Below are 18256 nucleotides of genomic sequence, written 5' to 3' on the forward strand. Positions count from 1 at the left end.
GGATGTCTCGTCGTCCTCGTCGTGAGCCTCGGCCAGGGCCGCGACCACGAGGTGCGTGAGATCGATGCTCACGATCCTGGGCTGGTCGCTCACGGCGCCGCCGCCTCCGCGCCGGGACTGGGCGTCGCGACGGGTGCCGTCGGGGACGGTTCCGGCGAGGGGACCGCATCGGTGGGAATGGGCTGAACCCGCAGGAACGGGAACGTCGTCGGCTTCGCCTTCGCGACGTCGTCGCCGTCGTCCCAGCTGACGGCGTCGGCCGGGATCTCACGCAGCGGGTAGATGTTCCACGCGTCGCTTGCTCCGGGCGCGGTGTACGGCACCGGGACGGGCCCTCCCCCGCCGTAGAAGTACGAGTCGTACGGCTGTTGTCCCATCCCGCGGCCGACGGTGGTGAGCGGGGTGCCGTCCTGGTCGAAGAGCTGCACCGCCGGGAGGGGATTCCCTTCGGCGTCGAACGCAAAGATGTTGCGCACGCGCTGGCCGTCGACCGAGAGCCCGGGGACGTACGAGGCGTCGGGGATGTAGGAGTCGCGGGTCAGTGCCTGCGTGAGGGCAGTCGAGATCGCAAGGGCGAGAACGGGGAGCGCGAGCACCGCGCCGACGCTCATGACAGTGCGGAGCACGCGTACCCACGGTCGCGGGAGCCAGCGGCCGCGGCCCCATTGGACGCTCAGCAGCACCGCACCGAGCAGGATGACCCAGGTGAGGGGGTTGCCGGTAACGAAGAAGACGGCGCCCAGAAGACCGCCCGAGGGTGCGCTGGGGACCAGCACGAGCATGACGAAGTAGGCCATGAGGTACCAGACGAATCCGCGCACGAGCCACCACACCGGCCGGAGCGCGCGCAGCAGGTCGAGCGTCCACGCGCCCGCGGGGTTCGCCGTCAGGCTCGCACCGAGGTCGCGCCATCCCTCGCGGACCTGCTGAGCCAGCGACTTCCGCGTCGCCGCAACCGCATCGCTGCGTTCGGGGAGTCCCGCGGCGGCGCGCAGTTCGGCGGCGTAGGTCGTGGCATCCGGGAGTTCGAAGTCGTCGCCGGCCTCGGTGGCCTGGTCGGAGAGATCGGCTTCGAGGCCGTCGAGCAGGTCGTCGATCTCGTCGGCGGGAAGGTCGTCGAGCTGCGCGCGCACGGAGGCGGCGAACGCACGGATGTCTTCGCGAGCGGGCGTGGTGATCATCGGGCGTCTCCGATCGTGCGCAGGGTCTTCGGGCGGGTGGTGTCGTCGAGCAGGTCGGTCATCGCCGACGAGAAGTGCGCCCAGGTGGTGCGCTGCGCGTCGAGCAGCTCCCGGCCCTGGGTGTTGATCGCGTAGTACTTGCGGTGCGGTCCGCCGTCCGACGGAACGACGTAGCTCGACAGCGCGCCGGCCGAGTAGAGCCGACGCAGCGTCCCGTACACCGAGGCATCCCCCACCCCGCCGAGGCCCGCATCGCGCAGGCGTCGCACGATGTCGTAGCCGTACCCGTCGTCGTGCTGCACGACCGCGAGCACGGCGGCATCCAGCACCCCCTTCAGCAGCTGCGTCGTATCCACGCGCGCCCCTTTCGCTTGTCTGTGAGGGACAGTACCACGCGATGCGCAGTAGTGCGCGGTGCGGATGCCATCGGTGCGTCGTTGCCGTGCGCGGTGTCCAAAATGCCGTCGCTGAGGGGTGATCGGGCCGAAGAACGCAATCGACGTCACCTTGGACCGCAATATCCGTCAGTAACGACGGGTCGAGGTGCTCGACGGACGCGGGTGCATAACTTGGCGCGGTGACAGCGCCCTGCCGTCCTTGCGTCGACCGATCGGAGCACTCATGACACCCACGCCCACATCCCCCGAGCCCGCCGGCGACGCCTCCTCGAGCCAGCGGGGTATCTCGCGCCGGTCGATCGTCGTTGCGGGAGCATGGTCCGTCCCCGCCATCACCGTCGCGGTTGCCGCTCCATCCGCCTCTGCGTCGACCACTCTCGCCATCGTCGTCACTGATCCGCCCACCCAGACCACGGCGTGCAGCGCGACGGTCACCCCCATTCGCTTCACGGTCACCGAGAACGGTGCCCCCGCAGCGGGGCGTGCCGTGACGGTCACGTTGCCGGACGGCGCACGCTTCCGTTCCGGCGTGTCCGGTACCTACATCAGCGGGTCGGACGGCGTCGTTACGGTCCCAGCGGGAGACATCATCGCCGGTCCGAAAACGGGTGTGATCTCCGCGACCGTTTCTGGTGCGAATGTCCAGACCGCTTTCCCTGTCCGGACGACGGGTGCGTTGCGGTACGGCTCGAATCCGGCGAACATCCCGGCGGCGAGTAACGCTGGTTTCGTGCGTCTGTCTGCGTCGGATAACGGTGCGGTCGCGGTGAAGGCGAACGGTGAGGTGTGGCGTACGACGTCGGCGGAGTTCGCCTGGGAGAAGGTTGGCGATGGGGCGTCGACGGATGCCAACCAGAGCGGGTATGTGAATTACGGCGCGGGTGCGTCGGGTAACGCCCTCTGGATCCAGACCACCACGACCTGCGCGGTCTGACACCGGATTCCTTGCGCTGCTCGCCTTCGAGGCAGTGGTGGCGGGGAGTCGTGACGATGTGTGATCGTCGCGCCCCCGCCACGTGGGCTCAGAAGTTCTCTCGCGGGGACTATCCAGAGACGGTCGAGCTTGCCAAACTGTGAAAGTGAGTTGAGGTGCGCATATGAGCAATGACCACTCCGCTCTCGGCTTCCTCCGATTTCAGGATGGTGTCGGATGGCTCGGCTCCATCGGGTTCCAGCGGATCACGGCCACGACGACCGACCCGGAGGTGCTGCGGAAGATCCTTGGTGACGCCGGATCGAACCTTCTCCCACCGATCCGACCTGTCGAGATGGACCTCGCGGCGCTACGATTCGACTCCTTCTTGGTCGCTCGGCTCAGCACGAGATCTCTCACCATGGAATGGGCCCGAATGCGGCCGCGCTCCAGCAGGCGATTCCTCATCCTCTTCGTCATCTCCGGCGCCGTCGCTGTGACCACGGGCCTGCCGAGGACGGTCGTCGAGAACGACGGCGTCCTTCTGCTTCCTCCTGGACGAGACCGCGTCCTGATCGATTTCATGGTTCCGTCCGAGGTCGTGGTGTTCACGTTTGATCGAGACGAGGTCGGTGGACTGGGTGACGGTACGTTCTCGCGCGACCCACTATCGATGAGCTCTCCCGTACTTCGCTCGGCGTGCACATACATCTGCGGATTGGTCGACAATCGGGCTGCGGAGGATGAGGGGAACGTCTCCGTTCTGCGAGAGCTCACGCGCAGCATGGCGAGGGCGCTCGTGCAGGAATCATCGGGTACCGCCGAGGCGGCCGACGACGAGTTCGACCGGATCCTCTTGGTCATCAAGCGGAACGCGCACGCGCCGAGCTTCGGACCTGATCAGGTGAGCGATGCACTCGGGATGTCCCGACGAAGCCTCGAGAGGATCTTCTCCGCACACGGTCGAACCGTCGCTCAGACCCTGAGAGAGGCTCGGGTGGAGATTGCGCTCCGCCTGTTGCGCGAGGAGCCGCCCCACAGCATGGAAGACGTCGCTGACAGGAGTGGCTTCGGATCGGTGGATTCGTTGCGGCGGGCGTGCCTGCGCCATCTCGGGAGGACGCCGCGGGAAATACGCGATGCAGGTGGGCTCGTCGAGGCGGTGCCGTCCCAGCAGCGTGCCAGTTGACCGAGAACGGCGTGCGTCTTCACGCTTCTGAGTAGGGCGAGCACCCCGCCGGAATGCCGAGGGGGTGGCATCCACTCCCGGATGCCGCCCCCTCCACGCGCTGGCCGGTCTGGGGCGCGAAACGGCCAGTGGGGCGGTCAGTGCGCGCCCCGGTGCACGGATCGCGCCCCAAACGCCCGGCCCCGAACGCCCCGCTTACGGAACGACGACCGCGCGGCCGCGCACCTCGCCGTGGTGGAGGCGCTGGTAGGCCTCGACGGCGGAGTCGATGTCGTACTTCTCGACGTGAACGCCCACGGAGCCGCTGCGGGCGAGGTCGAGCACCTCGATCAGCTCGCCACGGGTGCCCCAGTACGGTGCGCGGACGGCGGCGCCGAACGGCGTCGAGAAGAAGCCGGCCGGCATGATGCCGCCGCCGATGCCGACGATGTGGATGAAGCTGTCGATCGCCGCGACCTGGCGGGCGAGGTCGATCGTGGGCTGCACGCCCACGAAGTCGAACACGGCGGTGGCGCCGAGGCCGTTCGTCAGCTCGCGGATGCGCTCGGCGGCGTGCTCGTCGGAGGTCACCGTGTGGTGCGCGCCGACCTCGCGGGCGAGGGCGAGCTTGTCTTCGCCGAGGTCGACCGCGATGACGGTGGCCTGCGTGATCGCGCGGAGAATCTGCACGCCCACATGCCCGAGTCCGCCGACACCGATCACGACGGCCGTCGCACCGGGGTACAGCTTCTCTTTCGCGGCGACGATCGCGTGGTACGGCGTGAGTCCGGCATCCGTCAGCGACACCGTCTCGACGGGGTCGAGGTCGCCGAGCGGCACGAGGTGCCGCGGGTCGTCGACGATGACGTACTCGGCCATCGCGCCGGGGCTGCCGAGTCCGGGAGGGGTGATGCCCATCTCGGCGGCGTAGGGGCAGTAGTTCTCGGCGCCACGCGCGCAGGCGTGGCAGCGGCCGCAGCCCCAGGGTCCGTAGATGGCGTAGGCGGCACCGATCTCGACGCCCTCCACGCCCTCGCCGAGTTCGTCGACGACGCCGGCGCCCTCGTGGCCCAGGGTCAGGGGCAGGCCGTAGGTGTACTGCTCCTCGGGCAGGTCCATGACGAACCAGTCCGAGTGGCACAGGCCCGCCGCGGTGACCTTCAGGCGCACCTGACCGGGGCCGGGGTGGGGGTCGTCGATCTCGACGACCTCGGGTCCTTTACCGATCTCGCGGTACTGCACTGCCTTCATGGCATCCCTTTCTGTCGGTGGGTTCGGGTACTTCCACCGTGCTCTCGGGGCTGGGGCGTGTCGAGCGGATCGGCGGCGTTTTTCCCGGATGGGAACCGGTCTCAGCACGGGGTGCAGATCGTCGTGCGGATGCCAAGTCCGACACGCCGACGCGAGCGCGCTGATTCGGCTGGTTCGGCGCGTTTCGCCTCGTGCGGGGCGCTTTCGCCTGCTGCGGGGAGCCCTCGCCCGGTTCGGGGCGCCGAACGTGCACCGGGGCGGTCGATGTGCGCCCCACTGCACGGATCGCGCCCCGATCCCGCGGCCGGGACGCCCCACGGCCTCGACCCCGCGACCTACACTGAAACCGACCACCGTCACCGTCGATGGGAGTCCCGTGCCTTCTCCGTGGTCGCGACCGACCATCTCCCCCGAGACCTCGGGGTTGCTCATCGCGCGTGCGCACGACGAACTCCTCGCGGGCAACGACGATCGCCGTCTCGATGACGTGCGGCCCCTGGTGCAGGACTCGTGGCGCCGGTCGCTGGCATCCCTCGTCGGACCCGAAGGCCTGCCGACGCTCGAGTTCGCGAGCGACGAGCTCGAGGCGTACCGCCGGGCTCATCCGCTGGCCGGGGTCATGGACATGGTCCGGGCGCTGCTGCTGCCGGGGACGGCCGAGGATTCCGGCGTCGTCGTGGCCGTGGGCGACGCGGCCGGGCGGCTGCTCTGGGTCGAGGGCGATCAGCGCGTCCGCACGCTCACGGGAGACATGGGTTTCGTGGCCGGCGCGAACTGGTCGGAGGATGCCGTGGGCACCTCCGCCCCGGGAACGGCGCTGACCCTCGACCGGTCGGTGCAGATCCGCGGGGCCGAGCACTTCAACCGGCTCGTGCAGGCGTGGTCGTGCACCGCGGCACCGGTGCACGATCCCGAGACGCGGCAGCTGTTGGGGATGATCGACGTCACGGGAGGCCCCGAGGCCGTGACCCCGCAGGCCCAATTGCTGGTGGATGCCACGGCCCGCGCGATCGAGAGCGAGATCCTCGTCGCGCGGCTCCGGGCGCAGCAGACTCCTCCGCCGCGGACCCCGCGCCGTTCCCCCGGGACGCGGGCGGTGCTGCGGATCCTGGGCCGCGACCGCGCGCTGCTGGAGGTGTCGGGCGAGACCGGCGAGACGGTCGTCGAGCTCGGCGCGCGGCACGCCGAGATCCTGCTGCTCCTGGCCGTGCACCGCGAGGGCATGTCCGCCGAGGTGCTGAGCGAGGCCGTCTACGGCCACTCGGCGACCGAGACGCTGCGGCCCGAGATGGTGCGGCTGCGTCGCGTGCTCGCCCCGCTCGCGCCCGGTCTGGTGCCGGCATCCCGCCCGTATCGGCTGCCCGACGGTCTCGAGACCGACGCGCAACAGGTGCTGTCGCTGCTCGATCGCGGGGCGCACCGCGTGGCCCTCGCCGCCTACCGCGGGCCGGTGCTGCCCGATTCGGTGGCACCGGGTGTCGCCGAGGTGCGCGAGTCGGTGCGCTCGGCGCTGCGCGAAGCCCTGATCGAGGAGGCGGGGATCGACGTTCTGCTCGCGTACGCCGAGACCGCCGACGCACGGGAGGATGTCGAGCTGCTGCGGTTGTGCCTCGGGATGCTGCCGGCGCGGTCGCCGAAGCGTGCTGGACTCGTGACCCGGATCGAGCGCCTCGAAGGGGACTGATGTCGGAGGCCCTGGCTACGCTGGCTGCATGGACGAACAGACGCTCGACATCTTCTCGGCTGCTCGCGCGCGACGTGACGTGGGGCGCATCCGCGAGGCTCTCGCCGAGGTCAAGGCCGGCGACATCGCCCGCGTGATCGTCCGCTCGCCCCGCTACGGGCTGTACGCCCTCGAGGGCACGGTGCGCATCGGTGTCGGTGGTCAGCCGCTCGTCGGCGACGTGATCCTCGCGACTAGCGCCGAGATCCAGCGCATCGACCTCGGCATCGCCGCGCCCGAGGCCGCGCTGTCGGCTGACGTCGTCGACCCCTCGACGCTCCCCCACGGCACGCCCGTGCGCGTGACCTTCCTGACTCCGACGCACAACACCTTCGCCGTCACCGGCCCGATCACCGCGGGCAACGACCGCTTCCTCCTCGTCGGCAGCTGGATCGTCGCCGACGACCGCGTCATCGCCCCGCGCGTGCAGAGCATCGAGCGTCTCGACAACGTCGACCTGCACGAGGTCAACGTCCCGCCGCTGCGATCGGTGCTGGCCGACGCCGACGCGTAAGCGCACGACGTACGGGATGCCGCGGCCTCAGGGTCGCGGCATCCGTGTGTTCGGGCGGTCTCAGTGCCGGATCAGCACCTTCACCGCTTCGCGGGAGTCCAGGAGCCGGTAGGCCTCGGCGATCTCGGACAGCGGCAGTTCGTCGACTAGCTGGTGGACCCGGATTCTGAGTCTTCCTCAGCTGGTTTACGTGGGCTGCCTCCTACGTATCCGACGAAGCGCGCATCGGCAAGATTCTTCCCGATGTATATCGGTTCTCCGCGGTGGGCTTCGACATCAAAATCGGGATTGATGCCGTTAAAGCCACCGGTGGTTCCCTCGGCGTCATCTCTTTCGCCCATTCCCATACCTCCCGGTTTGTAGGCAGTCGAGCCACATCCGTCTGTCGGGGCAGGCTACCCCGCTCGACGAGCTCGAGGGCGTCCCAGACTTGCGAATGCCCGCTCACGGGGTCGGTCGGTCACGATCACCGCGGCCGCCGGCTGATCGACGGTCGGACGGAGCCGACCGACTGAAATGGCCTACCGGCCTATTTTCTTGCCAGGGAGCCTCCGGAGGCTCCCTCCGCTTCGCTCCGGTCGTAGCTACCTGCGGGCTCCGCGCAGGTGGCTACGCCACCGGCTCATCCGAGATTTTCGGCGCGCGCTCGCGCAGCTGCGCTGCACTCGCTCATTTCGCGTCGAAATTCTCTCCCTCGCCGCACTTCGGGTTGCACTACGCCCTCCGGTTGCTCAGGCGGGAAACCGCCTTCCCGGCAAGAAAACGATGAGGGAGAGAGCAACCGATGACCACCGATCCCGACCACATTCAGATCCTGCAGAGCATCGTTGTCACGCACGCCGACGTCTACGTCCAGAGCCGCCAGGTCGCCGACCGCGCCCGTGACCTCGCTGCCCACGTCCGACAGGGATATCTCCTCGCGAGCACCACCAGCGTCCCCGGTGACGATCACGTGCTCTACGTCGACACCCTCATGCGTCAGACCACCAAATCCCGCCGCCCGAAAGTACAGGACAACCCTCACCATGCTCACCCTCACCACTCCCCTAGTCGCACAAACGTCGATGGGGGCGTTGCGTCTCGCCTGCGCTCATCTCCGCACCCCGCAGCAAGGCCGCATGTGGGCGGATTTCGCCGGTGGGGTGTAGATCGGCGGTGAGAAGTGCTTAGGTCACAGCATGACTACGGGACGCGATCGAGGCGTAGATTACGCCACCCACTGCACCGTCTGCATCATCGTCATCGACGGGGATATTGAGAACAAGGTCGTGTACGAGCGCGCCCAGCCGCAGATCCCGGATCGCCCCCTCACCCCCGCGGAACGTGAGCATGCGATGCAGTTCCTTACTGATGCTGAGCTCACCAACGAGGCGAAGTGGATCTTCGATGACATGAAAAGCAAGGGCACGATCGGTGCGCAGGCCGAGCTGGGCGGAGTGTTCATTGCCCGGACGGCTGCCGCCGCTCTTGAGATGAACCTCTGAGCTTCTGCGCGGTGACTCGAGCACGACATTCTGTCGCGCGGGGGGAGTGGGTTCCTTGTCTTCCACGTGTGCGGCTATGGTCTGTCCCACGTCGTCGCCGGTGAGCAGCGCGATCGCGCATCAGCGGCGTCGTGCCAACCGTTGCGTCGTACGCGCCTTCGGTGGGCTAGCGCTTCTGTTTGGTCGGCAGCGCACGGTCACCAACTAGGAAATGTCACTCGATGGCCACTCGTCGTGTTCAACGTCCGCAGGGACCGCCTGACGGATTGCAGACCATCCCTGATGTACCTCGCGCTGATGAGAAAGCTGCTCTGAAGCCCGACCTCGCAGCAGCTAGTCCGATGATTGGCCGAGGACTCAGATGGTACGACGGGCTCTACCGGCTCCTTCGCGCCGTGCAGACCGTAGCGACCTTTCTGCGTCTTCCTGCCCGGTGGCGAACGAAGATTCACGAAGGCATCAACTACCTCTTTCAGCTGCACCATGCCCGCGAGAGCCGGATGAACCCGAGGATCTACTCACTCGACGTAATCGAGATTCCCGAAGGCGAGGGCGTGACTCTGCCCTACGCGTGGGTCGTCGAGTACTTTCCAGCGAGCGACATAGATGCGCTCTACGGGGCGATTCGGAAATTTGGGTGGGACGGGCCGCGTTTTAGCGGTGGAGCCCCCGGGGGCACCCGGTCGGTCATGAGTGGTCGGCAGGGGCAGGGCGGTACGTGGTGGCGCATAGCCGAGTTGCGTTCAATGAGGTCGCGTGGATACGTGCCCGTTGATGGTCAGCGTGTGCGCCTCCCCCGTGGGATTAGAGCTATCGATCTTATTGGCGTACCGATCGGTAAAGGGCTGACGGCGGTCGTAGTGAGCTTCTCGTTAGATGAGTCCGTGTCGAACCGGCTGAACGAGGTTCTGACCGCGCCCTACCGTCATGAAGTCATTCGGTGGCGTGGTCGGATGGCTGCGTCTCAGCCGCCTCCCTACGTGCTGTATCACCACGCACAACGTGCGCGCGCTCACGTTCATCGACGACTGCGCAGGTGGATGAGGAGGACCGTTCCTGGTGCTTTCGCTCGGTACCGGAAACCTCATCCTCTATTCGACGTCATGTTCTTTAATCGGGCGTCGCCGGAGCTACTTGACGCGGGCGCGCCGGGGTACAAAAACGATGCCTTGCGCGCGATGGGCCTGAGTGCCGACCCCGTGGTTCGCGTGACGAGCAACTCCCTGCCCGGGATGCTCCTTGACCAGCGCGATTTCGGTGAGTGGGCGCCGGAAATTTCGGACAACACCTGGGCTTTCTGGGGCAATCGAAGCGCGATCGATGGCCTGACGAGGATGACCGGAAACCACGGAGCTAACGCTGCGGGGTTCTTCCTCGGCGATAGGTCGACGGATTTTATGGCTCGTCGCGGACTGACCTCGCTACTTCAGGCCATTCGAGAAGATGCTTCCACCGCCCACGACAACGCGCGAAAGCTGCATGGTGGCACCCGCAGCCGGGACCTGAGACGTTTGCGCAACCGTATTCTCACAACAAGCGTCGATCTCGCGACGCTGGGAGAGGATGTGAAGGAGTACAACGGGCGACGCTGGCGTGACCGAGAACCACAGTTCTACTACGACTACAGCCCTGCGTTTAAGGCCCGGGATCTCGCGCTGGGGTACAAGCCGATTGAACCGATCGACGTCAACCAGGGTGAGCGGAAAACGCAGCGCCGGTTGGCGAGAGAGGTCGTCTCGTTCGACGCCAAGTATCGCGACGTTCTCAACACGGTTGCGTCCCTCGGAACCTCGCTGGACTCGCGACGAGTGCAGCGTCTCGCTGTCTACGTGTCAGTCGCGTCACTAGGGGTTGCAGTGGTCACTTTGTGGGCCACCCAGACTCCACCGCCGGACCTTCTACCTGGTCTGTGTGGGGCACTGAGAGAGCTCGGCATGAGTGCGTGCTGAACGCGCGCTGCTCCTGACGGCGTGGCACCCCGTCACGCCGTCCGTTCCCGCTACCGGGTGCCAGACACCGACGAGACAGCCGTTCCCCAGAAGTACCGCACGGGCGCCGTCGCCGAGGGTCTCGCCGCACGAGTGACAGCACTTCAGAAGTCCGACGAACTACGCCGCCACGCAGCTCAGCGAAGCTCGACCGCCGCCGCTGCCGAGGAGCCAGAGCTCAAGCAGTCTGGCGATCAGCAGGCGGCAGACGCACGAGAGCGGCTGGAGGCCGCGCGTCGCGAACGAGAACGTCAGGACCAAGACGCACAGGCCTTCGGCTCGCGCGACAACCAGCCCGACGGCCCTGCGCCCACGCGAGGCCCGCGCCTCTAAGCACCCTCAGGTCACATCTGTCGGGAGACTATTACCCAACGGCCCCGAACGAGGCAATCCCCGAGGGGGCGATCACCTCCGCCAGTTCATGAGGGTGAGTTCCCGAGGGGACATTCCGGGGCCATTCCTGTGGAATCGCGCACCATGGCGCATCGCACTGTGTCGCAGGAGGCATCGCACGGGGGATCGCACGGAGCGTTTCATTATCTGGTGCGAGACGGCAACTGAGGGGCGCCCAAGATTGGCAGTGTAAAACTGGCCGCATGGTTTGATCGTCGTCATGACATCGGAAACGAATCGCGCCACTCCGGCAGAGACCCGGGCTGATATCACTCGCCTGTCGGCACGCGGCTACACCCAACTCCGTCAGGTGCTCGTTCAGCTGCCGGACACGGAAGACCCTCGTGCATCCACGCTCGCACGCATGCTCAGCGAACGCAAGCACCGCCCGCTGCTGCTCTACATCATGCTGTTGACGTGCTGGCCCTGGCTCGAGGACCGCCGCGAACCGCTGCCGGGCGGCTTCTGGGTTCGCGCTCTCACCGCGCCCGGCGCGCCGACCTGGTCGCCCTCGACGCTGTCACGCTCCTGGCGCGATCTCGAAGAGCTCGGACTCATCACCAAGCCCGAGAAGCGCGAAGGCCGTCTGATGCGTCCTACGCCGCGCCGTGAAGACGGCGCGGTCGTCGAGGGAGGCGGCATCCCGTACGACGCACCCGGAGGCCGGCGCGACCGCTGGAACACCTACTTCGCTCTCCCCGACGAATTCTGGACGGAAGAGATCTTCGCCAAGCTGTCGCTGCCCGCGCTCGTCATGCTCCTGCTCGTGGCGAAAGAGACCCAGAGCAAGCCCGAGGTCTGGCTCACCTACGACCGCATCGAAGACTGGTACGGCATCAAGCAGAAGTCCGCGCAGAACGGCCTCACAGAGCTACGGAAGGCGGATCTGCTGCATCGCCGCATCGAAGAGGTGAAGACCACATTCTCCGCCACGGGCAGCACGGTCCACATGTGGTACTCGCTCACAGGACCATTCGGCCGTGAGGCGCGTCTCGCACTTCAGGACCGCGCCGCGAAAGAACGAAAGAAACGACTCAAGCGCGCCACCCGCGCAAAGAACACACCCCCGAAGGAACAGCCATGACCATCTCCCGCATGATCTACGTCGACGACTCCGGCTCCGTCGACCAGGGACTCATCGTCTACGGCTGGCTCGAGGTCAGCCCGGAGCGATGGCGACACGCACTACGAACCATCCTCGAACTGCGCAAAGAGCTGTACCGAGACCACCAGGTCCCGCCGGCGACCGAGCTGCACGCGACCAAATTCGTCAACGGCCGAAACCGAATCGCGACCACCACGGGTGACGGTCCCGCGGAGTGGAAGACCCTCGGCCGCGCCGTCGCTGAACAGTGCCTCCAGGTCCTCGCAGACAGCCCCGATATCAAGGTGGGCGCCGTGTGGAGGGGCACTAACGCCACAGGCCGCGCCTACTACGAGGAACGTGGCGAGGTCTACCGTGAGCTCGTCAACGGCTGGAACGTCGATCACCGCGCCGACGACAGCTACGTGTTCGTCAGCATGGACGGCAACGGCACGGACCACACCTACTTCGACGCCCACCGATCTCTGCCGCTCGACACCCGAAACGTCATCGAGGACCCGATGATGCACGACTCCGGCCGGTCCCAGTGGGTCCAGATGGCCGACCTCGTCGCGTACACGGCGTACACGCACCTGAATCGGCACCAGGGGAACCAGTTCGGCTGGACCTGGTATGAGGACTACCTGCGTCCGAAGGACGTCAACGGCGGCCCGAAGCGACTCTGACCGTGAAAACAGCAAGACCCGCTAATCCACGAGTGTGGGGCGGGTCCGCCCTTCGATTATGCCTGCATCGTTGCGAATACACAAGCCTGAGGGGAGGGCGCTCCTGCTCGGCTCGTGGCTCGCGCACGGCGCATCTGCCTCGCATCACCGGGCCCAGAGTTCACCGCCCGGCGGTAGCGACGCCCGAAGCAAGCGCGTCCGCAAACTCGTCCACCAACCGGAGCAGCGGAGACGCTTGCCCGTCACCCAGCACGCCTTCACCGGTCAGTGTCAGGGGGGCCATCCCCTCAAATGTCACGGTTGCAGTTACTTCTCCCGGCCAATTTCGGTCGAAACGAACCACACGAGTGCTATCGGCCTCCGAGATCACAGAGAATTCGTCGATCACGCCCTCGGACGCGGCCACGCTCAGCGCTAGCGGGGCCCCTCGGCGGTGTGCTTTCACGCTCGGAACGGGCTCAACGCCCTCGTAATCATCGAACGTGATGATGACCACCAGACCCGCGGTGAACAGCACAATCCGCAGCAGACGTCCCTCGCTCAGCTCTACGTGAGCAAAGGTGACGGCCTCCCCACGCGTTATGAGCAGAACCGCCGTCCAGAGTCGATCCGCCCACTCGCGACGGTACTTGTTGCTGCGAGCGGTCGTCCACATGGCCGCCACGGCGTCCGGGCCACCCAACGCCTCCTCGATCTGCTTCACAGCGGCAATGCGTTGTGGCTTATCCATCATTTCCTGACCCCTCTGTCTGACCGCCTCCAGTGCTGTGGCGGGGCAGACCAGTCTAGGAAGGCGCTCCGACATCGCCTCGGGGTGTTGAGCGCAGATCCGTTCCCCAATTGCACGAGGGCGCCGCTAGGCGGGTGCGGAGCCGGATGCAACCCGATGCAACGTCCCCCGGCGTACGGTCGGCGCATCGCCGCCCCAAGGCCGTTGCGGCGTTCATGACCGTCGAAGGAGACACGCATGACCATCGTCGAAGAAGGCGTTTCCAGCGTCTACGCCGCCCCCGGACAGCGCGGGGCCGTCGCCGAGTATCGCTCGCGGTACGGGCACTACATCGGTGGCGAGTGGGTCGCCCCGCACAGCGGTGAGTACTTCGAAGACATCACTCCCGTGACCGGCAAGCCGTTCTGCGAGGTCGCGCGCGGCGACGCCGCCGACATCGACCGAGCAGTGGATGCCGCGTGGAAGGCGTTCGCATCGTGGAAGAAGACCACGGCCGCCGAGCGCAGCGTCATCCTGAACAAGATCGCCGACCGGATCGAAGAGAACCTCGAGAAGATCGCCGTCGCCGAGACGTGGGAGAACGGCAAGCCGGTGCGCGAGACGCTCGCGGCCGACATTCCCCTGACCGTCGACCACTTCCGCTACTTCGCGGGGGTGCTGCGGGCGCAGGAGGGGTCGCTCAGCCAGCTCGACGAGAACACCATCGCCTACCACTTCAACGAGCCGCTCGGTGTGGTGGCGCAGATCATCCCGTGGAACTTCCCGATCCTCATGGCCGCGTGGAAGCTCGCTCCCGCGCTCGCCGCCGGCAACTGCGTTGTGATCAAGCCGGCCGAGCAGACGCCGGCATCGCTTCTCTTCCTGTTCGACATCATCGGCGACCTGCTGCCGGCCGGCGTCGTGAACATCGTCAACGGCTTCGGCATCGAGGCGGGGGCGCCGCTCGCGCAGCACAAGCGCGTGCGCAAGGTCGCCTTCACCGGTGAGACCACGACCGGCCGCCTGATCATGCAGTACGCGTCGCAGAACCTCATCCCGGTGACGCTCGAGCTCGGAGGCAAGAGCCCGAACCTCTTCTTCGAAGACGTCGCGCGGGCCACCGACGACGCGTACTACGACAAGGCGCTTGAGGGCTTCACGCTCTTCGCGCTGAACCAGGGCGAGGTGTGCACGTGCCCGTCGCGGGCGCTGATCCAGCGGTCGATCTACGACCAGTTCCTCGGCGACGGCCTCGCGCGCGTCGGCAAGGTGAAGCAGGGCAACCCGCTCGACCCCGAGACGATGATCGGCGCACAGGCCTCGAACGACCAGCTCGAGAAGATCCTGTCGTACATCGAGATCGGCAAGGCCGGCGGCGCGAAGCTGCTCACCGGCGGCGAGCGGGTCGACCTCGGCGGCGACCTGTCGGGCGGCTACTACGTGCAACCGACGGTGTTCGAGGGCACGAACGACATGCGCATCTTCCAGGAGGAGATCTTCGGCCCCGTGCTGTCGGTCACGTCGTTCGACGACTTCGACGACGCCATCTCGATCGCGAACGACACCCTCTATGGCCTCGGCGCCGGCGTGTGGAGCCGCAGCGGCGACACCGCCTACCGCGCCGGCCGGGCGATCGAGGCCGGACGCGTCTGGACGAACACCTACCACCAGTACCCCGCGCACGCCGCGTTCGGCGGGTACAAGCAGTCGGGCATCGGCCGCGAGAACCACCTCAAGATGCTCGACCACTACCAGCAGACGAAGAACCTGCTCGTGTCGTACGCCGAAGGGGCGATGGGCTTCTTCTAAGTCGACGATCTGGCCCCCGGGTACGGCCCGGGGGCCTTCCCTTTTCGGAAGGAGAGAAGCGGATGCCAGAACTCTCACGCGTTGACGTGACGGATGCCGCGGCCGCGCTGCTGCGCGACCTGACGGCGAAGCACGGCCCGCTGATGTTCCACCAGTCGGGCGGCTGCTGCGACGGCAGCTCCCCCATGTGCTACCCGGTGGGGATGTTCCTCACCGGCCCCAGCGACGTGCACCTCGGCCACATCGACGTCGGCCTCGACGACCCGATCGAGGTCTACATGTCGGAGTCGCAGTTCGAGTACTGGAAGTTCACGCACCTCACGATCGACGCGGTGCCGGGGCGTGGGGCCGGCTTCTCGGTCGAGGGGCCGACGGGGATGCGGTTCCTGATCCGGTCGCGGATGCTGACGGAGGAGGAAGCTGTGGCGTTCGGGGTGGGGGTGTAGGTGCACCGGGCCCTCGATCCCGTGACCTCACGATTTTCAGTTGTATTTGCCGGGTTCGCCGGTGCTCACAGGTGCTCGTTTGCCGCGTGATTCCGAGGAAGTCGCGCTCGTTGGTGATGGTTGGTTCTCGATGGTTCTAGCCGAGTTCCCGGCCCGGGACCGGCCCGCAACCACGGTTTCAGGTACCGACGCGTCCCCTAACCTCAGTGGCAACCCGAGTCCGCAGTCCTGCGCGAACCTCATCGTGTACGGCCACCGTGCTGCCCACCCGGGTTTCAATCGACACAACCAGTCCATACCTGACCGATTTTCCGCGGCGGAGCGTCGCGCCATCCTTCATGCAATCGATGTGCAAGGTGAGAGACTCATCATCGGTGAAAACAAGTGCGCGGTCGCCTTCGATGATTTCGTGTTGACATGAACCACGGCGCGCGGCGTGATAGTCCGCTTCGCGTCGGTCGCCAAGAGCGAACCGCTTCTCCGGCGCATCGAAGAAGACCTTGGTTCCGCGATATCGGGTGAGGGCTCCAGAGGTGGGCGCGAAGTAGGCGAGCGTCACGGTCAGCCGGTGCCATTCGGCTTGGCGTCGAAGCGAGGGTGGGAGAGGAATGTCGTATGTGTGGCGCTGATCTCGTTCGATGGAGCCGCCCGCGATGAGTGTCGCTCTTTGGGCGAGGTCGCGGTCGATTCGGTCCGAGTTGAGGACGCCGTATCCCAGGAGTGCGGTGAGTTCCTTCCGCGCCTTGAGGGCGTCCATACTCAGGACGCGCCGAAGCTGCGAGTTGCCGTCCCCCCACTCGCTTGCGTGTACCAGGAGCGCCTTCACGAGGACCGGATGGTAGAGCGCATCGGGGAATGCCGGGTCGCCCGTCGACGCACCTTCCTCCAGCAGGTCGAACAACAGGCTTGCTTCACGGGTAATGAGTGCGGTCGCGTTGCTCGTGCCAAACGTAAAGACGGAGTTGTCGAGGCTTCCGCCGACTCCTGGTGCGGCGACCTTCACCCCCGGACCGGTGGCGCGTGATGGGATGATTCTCACCCGCTGCTCGTTTTCTCCGGGAACCTGAACTGGTCTCGCGTAGAGTGCCCGTCCGCCGGTGTGGTGAATCTCGGGCTTCACGGATCGACCAACTCCCGGGCCTACGCCTCCGTAGAAGGCCGGGAGGCCCGCGATTGCAAGGTCCCATGCGGTCGCGGGAACGTCGATGTCGCCGGCACCGTCCGCGTGCGTGGCACCGACCGTCAGTGCGTTTAGCGAGTCGCCTGGTGGGAGAATTCCACGAACGCGGGCGGACGCCTTCGCTGACCTCAGCGCTTCCGCTCTGACCCGATCTAGATCCTGTGCGTCTTCAGCGGTAATCGTCAACTCATGCGGATGGTTACCGGCGCTCACGACAAACAGAACGTTGTACTCAAGCGAAAGCCAGTCGAGCAGCCTGCCAGCGGCGCTCATGCGGCGGACAAATGCCCGAGTTTCGGCTCCGATGGAGAGGTTGAAGACGCGGACACTCGGCGCCGCAGCGGGTCGGCCGTTCTCGCCTTCGATGACACGTTTGACGGCTCGGTGCAGTAGATCAGGAAACAGCACGTCGCCGACGACCCGCTCGCTGTTGGAAAGGAACTCGTGTGGTCGCAGGATCGGCCGGACGTACAAGGGTCGGTCCAGCGGGCCAGATGAGTTCGATAGATCGCCGTGGAGTATTAGCGAAGCCATCGAGGTGCCGTGGTGCCTGGCAGACAAAGAGTAGGCCTGAGTGAGATCGTCGGGATCATCTACGATCAGTCGCCCCTGAAGGACGGTGTGGTTCTCAACCGGCAATCCATCTAGCAGCGCAATGCGAGGTAGCGCCTGCGTCGGGGCGGGCTCGGGTCTGACGGTGATCGGTCCGGCCTCTGCCTCCGCCGGCCCGACGCTCATCGGCTCGAACGGGGAGACGAACATCACATCATCCATGCCGAGCAGCCGAATCGCGCCCGCTCCATCGCGGAGCACGGACTCAACCTCCTGCGACGGCAACTCCGCGAGGATGGCGTGGTATCCGATCTCGGGGATCTCGGCGGAACTAACGATCCGTCCGTCCGAGTCAGCAATGATCGCTCGAACGTGAGCGTCCGCCTCGCGACGATTTGCTGAGTCTTGCCGGTACCAAAGCTCGACCTCGACCCGAACCGGGCTACTCGACTGACCTACAACCTCGAGCCTTTCGCGCCACGCATCGAGCAGGCCGGTCTCGCGGATGCGGTCCTCAGGTCCCCACCGCCGAATGGTGCGGAGCTGGCTGAAAGCGGATCGGAATTTGGCCAGGCCACGATCGAAGACCATGTCTGGCTCTGTGACCCACTGATCGAACAGTCGAACAAGCTGGCGTACAGCCTCGCTATTGGACATCACAAGGTAGAGCGATCGGCCGACCTTATCGTCGGGGCGGTCCTCGCCCGACGACGACATGTGAAAGTCGTCGTCTGCATCGGTTTCGTCCTCAAGGAGCTCGGCCAAGAACTCGAGACC

19 protein-coding genes are annotated in these 18256 nt (G+C 66.3%); 11 read left to right on the forward strand and 8 right to left on the reverse strand.

All coding sequences use genetic code 11. The features are described from left to right. Positions 1–89: 89 nt before the first annotated feature. From LQV45_RS01875 to LQV45_RS01885, 3 genes are all read right to left on the reverse strand, one after another. Positions 90–1181 (reverse strand): hypothetical protein, encoded by a 1092-nt coding sequence (locus tag LQV45_RS01875; RefSeq protein ID WP_230005475.1) that lies wholly within the window; start codon positions 1179–1181, stop codon positions 90–92. Continuing rightward, on the reverse strand, positions 1178–1537 hold the full coding sequence (locus LQV45_RS01880) for a PadR family transcriptional regulator (RefSeq protein WP_230005476.1): 360 nt from the start codon (positions 1535–1537) through the stop codon (positions 1178–1180). The genes LQV45_RS01875 and LQV45_RS01880 overlap by 4 nt, the downstream gene beginning before the upstream one ends. A gap of 168 nt (positions 1538–1705) precedes the next feature. Next, positions 1706–2020: a hypothetical protein gene (locus LQV45_RS01885; protein WP_230005477.1), complete on the reverse strand. Its 315-nt coding sequence runs from the start codon at positions 2018–2020 to the stop codon at positions 1706–1708. Between the two features lie 46 nt (positions 2021–2066). On the opposite strand from LQV45_RS01885, the gene LQV45_RS01890 reads away from it, so the two are divergent. Together LQV45_RS01890 and LQV45_RS01895 are read left to right on the forward strand one after the other, a co-directional pair. After that, on the forward strand, positions 2067–2513 hold the full coding sequence (locus LQV45_RS01890) for a hypothetical protein (RefSeq protein ID WP_230005478.1): 447 nt from the start codon (positions 2067–2069) through the stop codon (positions 2511–2513). A 163-nt stretch (positions 2514–2676) separates the two neighbouring features. After that, the gene (locus LQV45_RS01895) at positions 2677–3681 is read left to right on the forward strand and encodes a helix-turn-helix domain-containing protein (RefSeq protein WP_230005479.1); all 1005 of its coding nucleotides are present in this window, start codon (positions 2677–2679) and stop codon (positions 3679–3681) included. A gap of 195 nt (positions 3682–3876) precedes the next feature. Here LQV45_RS01895 and LQV45_RS01900 read toward each other — a convergent pair whose 3' ends face one another. After that, positions 3877–4911, reverse strand: coding sequence for an NAD(P)-dependent alcohol dehydrogenase (locus LQV45_RS01900; RefSeq protein WP_230005480.1), 1035 nt, complete (start codon positions 4909–4911; stop codon positions 3877–3879). Positions 4912–5287: 376 nt separating this feature from the next. Here LQV45_RS01900 and LQV45_RS01905 point away from each other — a divergent pair, with 376 nt between their 5' ends. Then, entirely contained in the window at positions 5288–6595 is a 1308-nt protein-coding gene (locus LQV45_RS01905; protein WP_230005481.1) for a GAF domain-containing protein, read from the forward strand. Positions 6596–6623: 28 nt separating this feature from the next. Then, the gene (locus tag LQV45_RS01910) at positions 6624–7148 is read left to right on the forward strand and encodes a hypothetical protein (RefSeq protein ID WP_230005482.1); all 525 of its coding nucleotides are present in this window, start codon (positions 6624–6626) and stop codon (positions 7146–7148) included. Positions 7149–7294: 146 nt separating this feature from the next. Here LQV45_RS01910 and LQV45_RS01915 read toward each other — a convergent pair whose 3' ends face one another. Continuing rightward, entirely contained in the window at positions 7295–7489 is a 195-nt protein-coding gene (locus LQV45_RS01915) for a hypothetical protein (protein WP_230005483.1), read from the reverse strand. Between the two features lie 281 nt (positions 7490–7770). Continuing rightward, complete coding sequence (locus LQV45_RS01920; RefSeq protein ID WP_230005484.1) at positions 7771–8175, reverse strand: hypothetical protein; 405 nt, start codon at positions 8173–8175, stop codon at positions 7771–7773. 151 nt (positions 8176–8326) lie between these two features. Here LQV45_RS01920 and LQV45_RS01925 point away from each other — a divergent pair, with 151 nt between their 5' ends. From LQV45_RS01925 to LQV45_RS01945, 5 genes are all read left to right on the forward strand, one after another. Continuing rightward, complete coding sequence (locus LQV45_RS01925; RefSeq protein ID WP_230005485.1) at positions 8327–8632, forward strand: hypothetical protein; 306 nt, start codon at positions 8327–8329, stop codon at positions 8630–8632. Positions 8633–9735: 1103 nt separating this feature from the next. Continuing rightward, positions 9736–10581 (forward strand): hypothetical protein, encoded by an 846-nt coding sequence (locus tag LQV45_RS01930; RefSeq protein ID WP_230005486.1) that lies wholly within the window; start codon positions 9736–9738, stop codon positions 10579–10581. A gap of 21 nt (positions 10582–10602) precedes the next feature. Next, the gene (locus tag LQV45_RS01935) at positions 10603–10953 is read left to right on the forward strand and encodes a hypothetical protein (protein ID WP_230005487.1); all 351 of its coding nucleotides are present in this window, start codon (positions 10603–10605) and stop codon (positions 10951–10953) included. 280 nt (positions 10954–11233) lie between these two features. After that, the gene (locus LQV45_RS01940) at positions 11234–12097 is read left to right on the forward strand and encodes a hypothetical protein (RefSeq protein WP_230005488.1); all 864 of its coding nucleotides are present in this window, start codon (positions 11234–11236) and stop codon (positions 12095–12097) included. Beyond that, positions 12094–12783 (forward strand): DUF3800 domain-containing protein, encoded by a 690-nt coding sequence (locus tag LQV45_RS01945; protein WP_230005489.1) that lies wholly within the window; start codon positions 12094–12096, stop codon positions 12781–12783. Before LQV45_RS01940 ends, LQV45_RS01945 begins: the two co-directional genes overlap by 4 nt. A gap of 160 nt (positions 12784–12943) precedes the next feature. Here LQV45_RS01945 and LQV45_RS01950 read toward each other — a convergent pair whose 3' ends face one another. After that, positions 12944–13516: a hypothetical protein gene (locus LQV45_RS01950; protein WP_230005490.1), complete on the reverse strand. Its 573-nt coding sequence runs from the start codon at positions 13514–13516 to the stop codon at positions 12944–12946. Between the two features lie 234 nt (positions 13517–13750). Between LQV45_RS01950 and LQV45_RS01955 the strand changes: the two genes are divergently transcribed. Together LQV45_RS01955 and LQV45_RS01960 are read left to right on the forward strand one after the other, a co-directional pair. After that, positions 13751–15301, forward strand: a complete 1551-nt coding sequence (locus tag LQV45_RS01955; RefSeq protein ID WP_230005491.1) for an aldehyde dehydrogenase family protein — start codon at positions 13751–13753, stop codon at positions 15299–15301. A gap of 62 nt (positions 15302–15363) precedes the next feature. Continuing rightward, positions 15364–15747 carry a DUF779 domain-containing protein gene (locus LQV45_RS01960; protein WP_230005492.1) on the forward strand — a complete coding sequence of 128 codons (384 nt, stop codon included), beginning with the start codon at positions 15364–15366 and terminating at the stop codon, positions 15745–15747. 178 nt (positions 15748–15925) lie between these two features. On the opposite strand, the gene LQV45_RS01965 is transcribed toward LQV45_RS01960, so the two are convergent. Continuing rightward, on the reverse strand, positions 15926–18256 hold a 2331-nt coding region (locus LQV45_RS01965), incomplete at its 5' end, for a S8 family peptidase (protein WP_230005493.1).

Source organism: Microbacterium sp. Bi128, assembly GCF_918698205.1.